At 42.0% G+C, this 13,549-nt stretch carries 3 protein-coding genes; all 3 read left to right on the top strand.

Going from position 1 to position 13,549, the window contains the following annotated elements:
• Nucleotides 1–299: 299 nt before the first annotated feature.
• The 3 genes from Phpb_RS06325 to Phpb_RS06315 are packed head-to-tail and all read left to right on the top strand — an operon-like array spanning nucleotide 300 to nucleotide 13,365.
• Complete coding sequence (locus Phpb_RS06325; RefSeq protein ID WP_082302538.1) at nucleotides 300–3,806, top strand: non-ribosomal peptide synthetase; 3,507 nt, start codon at nucleotides 300–302, stop codon at nucleotides 3,804–3,806.
• Complete coding sequence (locus Phpb_RS06320; RefSeq protein WP_065389625.1) at nucleotides 3,803–8,512, top strand: non-ribosomal peptide synthetase; 4,710 nt, start codon at nucleotides 3,803–3,805, stop codon at nucleotides 8,510–8,512. Before Phpb_RS06325 ends, Phpb_RS06320 begins: the two co-directional genes overlap by 4 nt.
• Nucleotides 8,509–13,365: a non-ribosomal peptide synthetase gene (locus Phpb_RS06315; protein WP_065389624.1), complete on the top strand. Its 4,857-nt coding sequence runs from the start codon at nucleotides 8,509–8,511 to the stop codon at nucleotides 13,363–13,365. Before Phpb_RS06320 ends, Phpb_RS06315 begins: the two co-directional genes overlap by 4 nt.
• The last annotated feature ends 184 nt before the right edge of the window (nucleotides 13,366–13,549 follow it).

Genomic DNA, 13,549 nt, shown 5'->3' with positions numbered 1-13,549 from the left:
TGATCAAAATTTTTAAATGCAGATTTATATTAAAAACAGGTAAATAGTTAATGAATAAACTTTATGGATGAGGCTCATTATCTGCTTAAATGGTTACTAATTTTATATGATTTTATATTGTTCATCAATTAAAAAATTTTCATATTTTATCGCCGTTTTGATAACTAAATCAAAAAACGTTATTAATGATTTTCGATGCTTACATGTTAACATGATTAGAAATTTTTTATTTTAAAACTACGGCCATAATAAATAATCACGTATATAAATAATTTGCTATTATATTTTCAAGGAGATATATGAAGAATGCAGCGCAAATTGTGAATGAGGCTTTAAATCAAGGAATTACTCTGTTTGTTGCTGATAATCGATTACAATACGAAACCAGCCGTGATAATATTCCAGCGGAATTATTCAGTGAATGGAAAAATTATAAACAAGAGTTGATCGATTTCCTGAGTCAGATCGATGCAGAAGAAGAAATTCAAACATATCAATTACAGAATATCCAACGTGATGGCAATGCAGAACATTATCCACTCTCATTTGCTCAACAACGCTTGTGGTTTATCGACCAACTTACCGAAGGTAGCCCTCAATATAATTGTCCCGGATATTTGAGATTACGGGAACAGCTTAATTTCAACGCTTTTAAGGCCGCTGTAAAAACGTTGCTTGAGCGTCATGAGGCGTTACGTACCCATATTAAAATTATTGATAATGAGCCACGGCAAGTTGTCGCGCATTCCTATGATTTACCCATCACACTACATGATCTGACCGCATTCTCTGAAACTGAGCAAGAATCTCAAGTCAAAAGATTCAGCAAAGAAGAAGACAACTTGGTTTTTAACCTTAGTACTGATTTGATGTTGCGTATTCGTCTGATAAAGCTGGCTGAAAATGATTATGTGATTATCTATACCATTCACCATATTGCCTGTGATAGTTGGTCAATAGAAATCTTTATTAATGAACTTATCACCTTATATCGCGCGTATCATAAAGGAGAAATATCCCCATTACCGCCACTTAAAATTCAATATACCGATTATGCTCAATGGCAACGAAATTGGCTGCAAGGTGATATTCTGAAAAAACAACTGGATTATTGGCAAACTCAGTTATCAGGTATTTCTCCGCTTCACCGTCTTCCACTGGATAACCCACGACCAGAGAAACAGAGTTTCGAGGGGCATCTTAGTGAGCAACGTATTTCAAAGGATTTGACACAAGAAATAAGGGCATTATGTCACCAACATGAAGTCACATTATTCATGTTTCTGGAGACAGCCTTTGCCGTATTGTTGAGTCGCTACAGTAATGAAAAAGATATTCTGGTCGGGACACCACTTGCCGGGAGAAGGCACTATGATATTGAGCCTCTGATTGGCTTTTTTGTTAACTCTCTGGTGATCAGAACCGATTTATCCGGCCAGCCTACTTTCAGTGAGTTATTAAAACAGAACAGTCGGACTATCCTGGATGCTTATGCTCATCAAGATCTGCCATTTCAAATGCTGGTGGAAAAAATGAGTCCGGGACGAAACTTAAATTATAACCCTATATTCCAAATCGCGTTTACTCTGGAAAATACTCAGCGTGATACGACACTGGCGCGGGATAATAATATTGAACTTGAAGAACGTCTGCTTCTGAAAGTCCGATTTGATTTGGAAATTCATGTTTATGAAGAAGAGGAAGGTGGATTATCCCTGTTGTGGGTTTATGACAGCAGCTTATTCAGAAATATAACTATTGAAAGACTACTCGCCAATTATGAAACCCTGCTTGCTAATATTGTTAGTGTAATGAAGCCATGTCTTGGTTCCGATCTAATACACAGGGAACCCTCTGTCCATGATATTCCACTATTAGCAGAGGCTGAAATACACACTTTATTACATGAATGGAATGGCCCGCAGGATCATATCCAGCATGGCGGCTGTTTTCATGAACTATTTGAGCAACAAGCTGCGCGGTATCCTGAAAAAATAGCCGTTATTTTTGACGGCAATTCACTAAGTTATCAGGAACTAAATAAACAAGCTAACCAACTTGCTCACTACTTGATAGAACAAAAGATCAAACCAGAAACATTGGTCGCGCTCTGTATTCCTCGTTCAATACGCGCTGTAGTCGCGCTACTGGGGATTATTAAAGCAGGGGGAGCTTATTTGCCGTTAGATCCCAGTTATCCGAAACCCCGTCTTCAATATATGTTGGAACACAGCGAAGCTGAGTTCATTCTGACCGAAACAAATCTGATAGAAAAACTCCCAATCAGCCAGCAGAAAGTCGTCTGTTTGGATACGGAGACAATGCAATCACAATTGCAACACATGCCTACGGACAATATTGCTGAACGCCCATTCCCAATAACGGAAAATAATCTGGCTTACGTCATTTATACCTCTGGCTCTACGGGTAAACCAAAAGGAGTTATGTTGGAACATAAAGGGTGGGTGAATCTGGCACTTTCACAGACGGGTTTATTTGGTGTTGATTCATATAGCCGGGGATTGCAGTTCGCTTCCTGGAGCTTTGATGCCATGATCTTAGAAATATCTATGACACTGGCGTATGGCGCAGCACTTTATTTAATTTCAGAAACCCAACAGCATAGCCCTGAATATTTGGATGAGTTAGTTGATAAACACCAGATTACCCACGCTGTATTACCACCAGCTTTGCTGCCTTATCTGGACTTTAACAAATGGCGTTCCGTTTCAACCTTGCTTTTAGCGGGGGAAGCGGTACCACCACAGATCGCTGTTCGTTGGTCACAGGGCAGAAAACTGTTCAACGTGTATGGCCCGACAGAGTGTACCGCCATTGTGACTGCGGGCTTATTAACTGATGACAAAATTACGATTGGGAAACCATTGCCCAATACTGTTATCCGTATTCTTGATCCATCAGGTAATTTGGTGCCTATTGGTGTTGCCGGGGAATTATGTATTGGCGGCATCCAACTGGCACGTGGATATTTGAATGCTCCTGAAACAAACGCAACGAAATTTATTACTGATTTGATGGGTAAATCCCAATCCCAACGTTTATACCGAACGGGAGATTTAGCCCGTTGGTTGCCTGACGGTAGTGTGGAATTTATTGGCCGGATTGACTCTCAAGTCAAGATTAGAGGATTTAGGATTGAATTGGGAGAAATCGAAACTACACTGGCCGGACATGACGCCTTAAGCAGTGCTGCGGTTATTACTTATGGGAACGATAAGAGATTGATTGCTTATGTTTGTCCAACCAAAGATTGGCTGGATAAAAAAGGGCTGAAATTTAATACCGACAACGTTTCTCAATCCTCCGATATTAAAGCTGAACTTTCAGAGCAACTTGAATCAGCACTGAAAAAACAATTACCAGAATATATGGTTCCAAATCTTTATATTCCGCTAGAGCGAATGCCACTCACGTTAAATAACAAAGTGGACAAAAAGGCATTGCCTATTCCAAATGAAAATGATTTCCGCCAACAAGGTTATGTCGGGCCAAGAAATGAAGCGGAGAGAAAAATCAGCCAGTTATGGCAAGCAGTGTTGGGCGTGAGTCAAGTCGGCATTTATGACAACTTTTTTATGTTGGGTGGTCACTCTCTTCAAGCAACCCGCCTTATCAGCTTAATACGCAATGATCTAAACATTGAAATACCGTTGAGCAGTGTCTTTGAACATCCAACACTTGAGCGATTAGCACGAATCGCCACGATTTATCAGGTTAAAGAAAAGAGAAAACATCTCCAAGCTGGGCAAGAGATAACACAGGAACTATTGGAAGGCGATATATGAAAAATGCGGCACAAATTATCAATGAGGCTTTAAATCAAGGGATTACTCTGTTTGTTATTGATAACAAACTGAAATATAAAACCAGCCGAGACAGCATTTCTCCGGAACTTCTCAGTGAATGGAAGCAATATAAACAAGAATTGATTGATTTCCTCAAGCAAATCGATTCAGAAGAGGATACGGACACTCACCGATTGCAAGGTATTCCTCGTTATGAGCGTGCGGAACATTACCCACTTTCATTTGCTCAACAGCGTTTGTGGTTAATCGATCAACTCACCGAAGGCAGTCCTCAGTATAACTGTACAGGTGATTTCAGATTGAGAGAGCCGCTTAATCTCAACGCTTTTGAGGCGGCCATGGCAACATTGCTTGAACGCCATGAATCGTTGCGTACTTATTTCAAAATTATTGATAATGAGCCACGGCAGGTTATCGCTACTGCTTATGATTTGCCGATTACCATACATGATCTGTCCACACTTTCAGAATCTGAGCAAGAACAACAGCTTAAACAACTTGGCGAGCAAGAGTGGAAACAAGCTGTTAATCTCAGTACTGACCTGATGCTGCGTATTCGGTTGCTAAAATTAACAGATGATGATTATTTCATTCTCTATACGATTCATCATATCGCCTGTGATGGCTGGTCGCTGGCAATCTTTATCAGCGAGCTGCTGACATTATATCGTGCTTATTGCCAAGGCGAGGGTAATCCTCTGCCGCCATTACCCGTTCAATATACTGATTATTCCCAATGGCAACGGGATTGGCTGCAAGGGGATATTCTGCAAAAACAATTGGATTACTGGCAAAACCAATTATCAGGTATTTCTCCCCTTCACCGTTTTCCATTGGATAATTCACGACCAGAAAAACAAAATTTTGAAGGGAATGTTCATCCACAACGTATTTCAAAAGCTTTGACCCAAGAAATACGAGTTCTGTGCGCCAAACATGAAGTGACGTTATTTATGTTTCTGGAAACGGCTTTTGCTGTGTTGTTGGGTCGTTACAGCGGTGAAAAGGATATTCTGGTTGGCATGCCGCTTGCAGGCCGAAGACACCGTGACACGGAGCCTTTGATTGGATTTTTCGTCAATTCACTGGTGATAAGAACGGATTTATCCGGTCAGCCTACATTCGGTGAACTATTAAAACAAAACAGTCGTACGATCCTGGATGCTTATGCACATCAAGACCTGCCTTTTGAGATGTTGGTGGAGAAAATCAGTCCAGAACGGAATTTAAATTATAATCCTATTTTCCAGATCATGTTTGCAGTTCAGAATAATCAACGGGATACAACGCTGGAGCAGGATAGCATCGTTACATCTAAAGAACGTTCCCTGCTGACCACCCGATTTGATTTGGAAGTCCATATTTATGAAGAAGACAAAGGTGAGTTATCTATTGGATGGATCTCTGACACCAGCCTGTTCAGAAATGCGACCATTAACAGATTAATCGTCAATTACGAGATTTTGCTGACCAATATTGTTGATGTGATGAAGCATCATGTTGGTATCAACGAGCCGTCCGTGCATGATATTCCATTATTGGCAGACGCTGAACGGAATACCTTACTGCATGAATGGAGCGGGCCACAAATTCCTTATCCGACCGGGAAATGTTTCCATCAACTCTTCGAAGATCGGGTATCACAGCACCCTGAAAAAAATGCACTGATTTTGGGCGATGACACCCTAAGCTATCAGTCATTAAATGAGCAAGCTAACCAATTGGCACATTATCTGATTAGACAGGGGATCATACCGGACACGTTGGTCGCACTTTGCATACCAAGGTCATTACAAGCGGTAGTGGCATTGTTGGGTATTCTTAAAGCGGGTGGCGCTTATGTACCGTTAGACCCCAGTTATCCGAAGGCTCGCCTCCAATATATGTTGGATCACAGTGAAGTCGAATTCATCCTGACCGAAACTCACCTGGTTGAAAAACTGCCAATTAGCCAGCAGAAAGTGATTTGTCTGGACACAGAGATAGTCCAGTCTCAGCTACAACATATGCCTACGGGTAATATTACTGAGCGTCCACTTCCGCTCACGGAAAATCATCTGGCTTATGTGATTTATACTTCCGGCTCTACCGGTAAACCGAAAGGGGTGATGCTGGAACATAAAGGGTGGGTTAATCTGGCATTCTCGCAAGCAGATTTATTTGGCATTGACTCACATTGTCGGGTGTTGCAGTTTGCCTCCTGGAGTTTTGACGCCATGATCTTAGAGATGTCTATGACATTGGCCTATGGCGCAATACTCTATTTGATTTCTGAAACCCAACGGCGTTCCCCTGAATTGCTGGATGAAGTGGTTGAAAAACATCAGATAACCCATGCTGTACTACCACCCGCATTGCTTCCTCATCTGAATTTTAATAAGTGGCGTTCTGTCTCAACTTTGCTTTTGGCGGGTGAAGCAGTACCACCGCAGATTGCTGTTCGTTGGTCACAGAATAGAAAACTGTTTAACGTCTATGGCCCGACAGAATGTACATCCATTGTCACCACAGCGTTACTCACTGACGAGAAGATTACGATTGGAAAACCGTTGCCTAACGTTGTGATGCGTATTCTTGATCCGGAAGGTAATTTGGCTCCGATGGGCGTTATCGGGGAACTGTATATTGGCGGCGTTCAGTTAGCACGTGGTTACCGAAATTCACCGGAAATCACAGCAAGGCAGTTTATCCGAGATCCATTCAGCCTACACTCAACGGATGGCAGGGAAAACAGGCTTTATCGAACTGGCGATTTAGTGCGCTGGACGCCGGATGGTCAGTTAGAATTTATCGGCCGTGTTGACTCTCAGGTTAAGATCCGTAGTCACCGTATAGAGTTGGGTGAAATCGAGACAGTTTTGTCCGGGCATGATGCTTTAAGTAGTGCTGTTGTGATCGCTTATGGTCAAGATGAAGATAAAAAACTCATTGCGTATGTTTGCCCAAGTACAGAGTGGTTAGGTGAAAAAGCGGTTGAGTTTAACGCAAGCAGCGTTGAGAACTGGACAGAAATTTTTGATGAGCAGTACCGTCAACCCACAACGGATAGTACTCGAAAAGAGTGCGTTCAGAACGGTGATGCAGTCGCATCAGACAGTGATTTTGGCGGCTGGATGAACAGCTATACTGAACAACCGATTGTCCTTGAGCAAATGGAGGAGTGGTTAGCAGGAATCATGCACAGGATTAAAGCCTTGCATCCTCATCGCTTACTGGAAATCGGTTGTGGTACCGGATTATTGTTATATCGCTATGCTGAATGGTGCGAATCCGTGGTGGCTACCGATATTTCGGCTGAGGTTTTAAATCGGCATCAACATATTCTGCAACAGCGCGGCTGGTCACATGTGCAGCTCAGAAGAGGTGATGCGCTCAACCTAGGAACATTGAGTGCTGATGAATTTGATACTGTTGTAATTAACTCTGTTGTCCAATATTTCCCCAATGTTCAATATCTGGAAAAAGTACTTGAACAGTTAATACCGGCGGTTGAAGCGGGTGGGAAAATTTTGCTAGGAGATATCCGCAACTTAGATCTATTAACCGCCCATGCTACAGCGATAGAGCAAAGTCATCTTAACGGGCAGCGTATTCAGGTAGGGACGCTGGCGAACCGTATTCAGCGGCGTTTACAACAAGAACCCGAGTTTTTACTTAGTCCAACTTATTTTGCCCAATTACCGGAGCGTTACCCTGAAATTGGCCGGGTTGATATTCTGGTTAAACGTGGCATCGGCGACAATGAAATGTTGCGTTATCGTTACGATGTCATATTGCATAAAAGAGATGAAAAGACCAAATCTTGTCATGAATTACTGTTAAATTGGCATAATTTCGATTCTTTTGAAAGTCTGCGTAATTTATTGCAGATGGGCGCAGAGGATATATTAGGTGTTTCAGGTATCCCCAACGCCAGAATTAAAGATGACTTCACTTTGGCAGAAGGGCTGCGTCACTGGTCAGCCAATCAGATGATAACACCACTAGCAAATGCCGGCAGTTTCTCCCCACAGGCATTACAACAGGTTCAGGAATTCGAGTCGGTACTGCAATACGCTGAACAATGTGGTTATCAATGCGGCATTACGTGGTCACAACAGCAACCTGATTTGCTGGATGTGATTTTTAGTCGTGGAGAGTTACCACCGGTACAAGCACGCACTGACTATAATCAAACCCATTTAGCTAATTATCCGCAAATTTCGGCCATTAGTGGGGAACTTTCAGAATTACTCGAATCCGCACTGAAACAACAATTGCCAGAATATATGGTTCCAGGTCTCTATATTCCTTTGGAACGAATGCCACTCACGTTAAATAATAAAGTGGATAAAAAAGCATTACCGATCCCAAATGAAGACGATTTACGCCGACAGAATTATGTGGCGCCAAGAAATGAAATGGAAATTAAGATCGGTCAGTTGTGGAAGCGGTTATTGAATGTCAGTCAAGTTGGCATCTATGACAATTTCTTCACATTGGGTGGACATTCACTACAGGCAACCCGCCTTATTAGTTCAATACGTAACGAATTAGAAATAGAAGTTCCGTTGAGAAGTGTTTTTGAACACCCGACACTTGAGCAGCTATCACAGATTGTCACTATTCATCTTATCAAAGAAAAAAGAAAACATTTCCAGGCTGGGAAAGAGACAGTACAAGAACTATTGAAGGGTGAGATATGAGAAATGCCGCGCGAATTATTAATGAGTCTTTAGAGCAGGGAATTACTCTGTTCGTTACTGATAACCGTTTACAATACGAGACGAGTCGCGGCAGTATTCCACCAGCCTTGCTCAGTGAATGGAAACAGCATAAACAGGAGTTGATTGATTTTCTGAACCAGCTCGATTCAGAAGAGCAAACTCATTACTTTTTGCAAGATATTCAGCGTGATGGCAAAGCGGAACATTATCCGCTTTCATTTGCTCAACAACGACTATGGTTTATTGATCAACTGGATGGAGGAAGTCCCCAATATAACTGTATGGGGGATTTCAGACTGCGGGAATCCATTAACATAGAAGCGTTTGAGGCGGTCGTTAAATTATTACTTGAACGCCATGAAGTCCTGCGTACCCATTTTCAAATCATCAATAACGAACCGCGGCAATTTATTGCCACGGATTTCGATTTACCGATTACACATCATGATTTATCCGCGTTGTCTGAAATTGAGAAAAACGAACAGGTAAAACAAATTAGCAAGAAAGAAGAAAATCTAATTTTCAACCTTAATGCCGATCTGATGCTACGCATTAGGTTAATAAAATTGGCAGCAGATGATTATCTTATTATTTATACGATACATCATATCGCCTTCGATGGCTGGTCGATGGCAATATTTCTCCATGAATTTTTCACGTTATATAAAGCTTATTGTCAGGGTGAGGTAAATCCGCTACCGCCGCTGAGAATTCAATATGCCGATTATGCCCAGTGGCAACAGGGTTGGCTGCAAGATGATGTGCTGAAAAAACAACTGACATACTGGCAGAATCAGTTAGCCGGAATTTCATCCGTCCACCGTGTACCGCTGGATAATCCACGTCCGGAAAAACAAAATATCGAGGGGCGGCTTCATCTACAGCGCATTTCAGCACATCTTACCCAAGCAATCAGAGCATTATGTGCCAAGCATAAAGTTACACTATTTATGTTCTTGGAAACGGCTTTTGCCGTATTGCTGAGCCGCTATAGTAATGAAAAAGATATTCTGGTTGGAACCGTTATTGCTGGCAGACAACATCCTGATATTGAACCTCTGATCGGTTTTTTTGTTAATTCATTGGTTATCAGAACAGATTTATCCGGTCAGCCGACGTTCAGTGAATTATTAAAGCAAAACAGCCGTACCATCCTGGATGCTTACGAACATCAAGATTTGCCATTTGAGATGTTGGTGGAAAAGCTCAGCCCGGAACGGAACCTAAACCATAATCCCATCTTCCAAATCATGTTTGCAGTACAGAATAACCGACGTGACGCAATACTGGGACAGGATGATATTATTGAACTCGGAGATAATTTATTTAGAACAACCCGGTTTGATTTGGAAATTCATGTTTTTGAAGAAGAGCAGACAGGCGAATTATCTATAGTATGGATTTCAAATACCAGTCTGTTTTATAGCAGTACCATTGAAAGATTTATCGCCAATTACGCAACCTTGCTTTCTGGCATTGTTGAGGTAATGACAGATGATTCAGTAAATAAAGCGCCCTCCATTCATGAACTCCCATTATTGTCAGAAGCTGAAAAGCATACCTTACTGCATGAATTAAATGGGCCACAGAACCATTACCCACAAGGGCGCTGCTTCCATGAGTTGTTTGAAGAACAGGCGGCACTGAATCCTGAAAAAACCGCGCTGGTTTTTGGTGAGGAAAGCTTAAGTTATCAGGCGGTTAATGCTCAGGCCAATCAATTGGCGTATTACCTGATTGAGCAGGGTATCCAGCCAGATATTCTGGTTGCAATTTGCCTTCCCCGGTCGTTGCAAACGGTGATTGCACTGCTGGGTATTCTCAAAGCGGGTGGCGCTTATGTGCCTTTGGATGCCAGTTATCCGCAAGCCCGCCTGCAATATATGCTGGAGCACAGCGGGGCTGAATTTATCCTGACCGAAACACCGCTGGTTGATAAATTGCCTGTCAGTCAGCGACGCGTTATCTGTCTGGATGCTGAAACAGTACAGTCACATGTGCAAAACCTACCCACCGGCAATATCGTGCATCGTTCAGCACCCCTGACAGAAAATCATCTGGCCTATGTCATTTATACCTCTGGTTCTACCGGCCGGCCAAAGGGCGCGATGCTGGAGCACAAGGGGTGGGTGAATCTGGCACAAGCACAAGCCTCGTTATTCGGTGCGGATGCTGATATTCGCGGGTTGCAGTTTGCTTCCTGGAGCTTCGACGCCGCAGTGTTGGAAATGGCAATGACCCTGGCCTATGGCGCCACACTGTATTTGATTTCAGAAACATATCGCCGCTCGCCTGAATGGTTGGATGAGATGGTTGAAAAACACCACATTACCCATGCTGTACTGCCGCCGGCGCTGTTGCCTCATTTGGATTTCAACAAATGGCGTACAGTTTCAACCTTGTTGCTGGCAGGGGAAGCGGTGGCGCCGCATATCGCCGCGCAGTGGTCGCAGGGCAGAAAGCTGTTTAACGTTTATGGCCCGACAGAGTGTACTTCGATTGTGACCTCCGCCTTATTAACAGCAAATAAGCGAGTGACGATTGGAAAACCGTTGCCGAATACCGTGATGAGAATCCTGAATTCCGACGGTAATCTGGCGCCTCTTGGGGCTGTCGGGGAACTGCATATCGGCGGCATTCAATTGGCGCGCGGTTACCGGAATGCGCCGGATATCACGGAAAAACAGTTTATCCGTGATCCTTTCAGTACCAACCGGGCAGACCGACTTTACTGCACGGGTGATTTAGTCCGCTGGACGCCGGAAGGTGAGTTGGAATTCATTGGCCGCCTGGATTCGCAGGTCAAAATTCGCAGCTATCGCATTGAATTAGGGGAAATCGAGTCGGTGCTGGCGGGGCAGGAGATTTTAAGTAATGCTGTGGTGATCGCTGATGGTCATGACAGTGAGGAGAGGAAACTCATTGCTTATGTTTGCCCGAGTACCAATTGGCTGGCGGAGAAAGCAGCCGCTTTTAATGCAGATTACAGCCAAATGCATTTAGCTGATTACCTGCGACTTCCTGCTATTAGTGGAGAACTTGCGGAGCTACTGGAATCCGCCTTGAAAAAACAACTGCCTGACTATATGGTGCCCAGTCTCTATATTCCATTGGAGCGTATTCCACTGAATTTGAACAATAAAGTGGATAAAAAAGCGTTACCTATTCCAGATGAAAATGACTTACGTCGCCAGGCTTATATCGCACCGAGAGATGAAATTGAGGAAAAACTCTGTCAATTATGGCAAACACATCTAAAAATCAATCAAATTGGTATTTATGATAATTTCTTCTCACTCGGTGGTCATTCACTCTTAGCAGTTAAAATAACTGCTGCTATAAGAAATACGTTAACCGATCATTTCAGTATGCATGAGTTGTTTGCAAATCCAACCATTGCTCAAATTGCAAGTGTGATTCGTCACAGTGATAAGCACGAAATATCCGCATCGAAGACAATCCACAATATATCTGATCACAATATATTTGATGGAAAAATGCCTATTTCTTATTGTCAGAAGATGTATTGGTATTTTGTTCAAGAAACGTTGTTAGAGGACTGTTTCCACGTACCCATTACTTTACTAATGGAAGGAGAATTGAATCACAGTGCGTTGGAAAAAAGTTTAAATACCATTTTGGAGCGACATGAAAGTTTACGTTTTAAGTTTTATCAAGAAAATGAGCAGATTTTCATGCAGCCTGATAACAATATGAAAATCAATCTTCAAGTTATTGAAGCGTTACCAAGAGGAATCGAGAGAGAACAAATTATTATTGGAATTAACAAACTCTGGGAAGAGAAATTAAGAACACCTTTTGATGTTTATAATGGCCCGTTAATCAAGACATTCCTACTGCCTGTTTCGGAAACAATCACGGTATTATTGATTGATGTACACCATATTATCTCCGATGGATGGTCTATCAATATCATTATGAATGAGTTTAAACAGTTATATACCGCTTATTCACAGGGGCAAGAAAACACATTGCCACCCGTTGCCATGCAATATTCTGGTTATGTTTATGAATTGCAAGAAATCCATGCGACTGAGGCAGCTAAAAAGCAAATTAAATTCTGGCAACAACAATTTGCTGATGTTGAGCCAGAACGCGATTTTCCAGTTTCTTTCAGAAAACATCTGGCTTCAAAATATCGGTCTCATGCCCGTCATATCAAAATACCTGATTCGCTGGATAAAGCTGTTTTGCAATATTGTGAAACTCATAAAATCACACCTTATATGTTATTTATGGCTTTGTTCCACACTTCTCTTTTTATGCACTCCGGTGAATCACAACATATTGTCACCTCGCCAAAAGCTGACCGAACTCGCATAGAAAGCCATCAAACAATTGGGTTATTCTTGGGTGACTTGATAGTAAAATCCAATATCAATAAGGAAATGAACCTACAAGGAATCATTAAGCAGGTTAGTCAATCTATTCATCGCGCCATAGAGAATTCTAATATCCACATGTCTGTCGTGATTGACACGGTGGGAGAAAAGGCGAGGGATAATATATTTAACGTTTTATTTAACTATTTGGATGCACAAAGTTTCTATGATTTTATCGACATGTCTAAAGATGAAAAATTATCACTGCCAAATCTTGATGTGAAAGTGATAGATACCGAAATAATTCCTTTTGAATCACTTGGGATGAATTTCTTATACATGCCGCAAAATATCAGTTGTGAACTCCATTACAATCCGGAACTGTATACAGAAGCAGTCATTGATAGGATGGCTACATATTATGAACGACTGCTAAACGTCATCGTATCCGGTCAAGAAAAAGAGAGTATCAGCCAGTTTTATGACTGACTTTTTCTGAAACATAAAGAGATTGGCCTCAGGGATGAGGCTAATCGTGACATCTGAGTCCGAATATGCCGCCGTATATGATGGGATTGAATACAAGATTATCATCACACGCGTTTAAGTAGCGGAATATATAGGAGTTAAGTTGCTGATAGTTTCTCACATAGAAAGTAATATTAATAAAGCT

Source organism: Photorhabdus namnaonensis, assembly GCF_001684335.1.
Classification (GTDB): Bacteria; Pseudomonadota; Gammaproteobacteria; order Enterobacterales; family Enterobacteriaceae; genus Photorhabdus; species Photorhabdus namnaonensis.
Note: the sequence above shows the minus strand (reverse complement) of the source record. Positions and strands in the feature narration are given on the sequence as shown.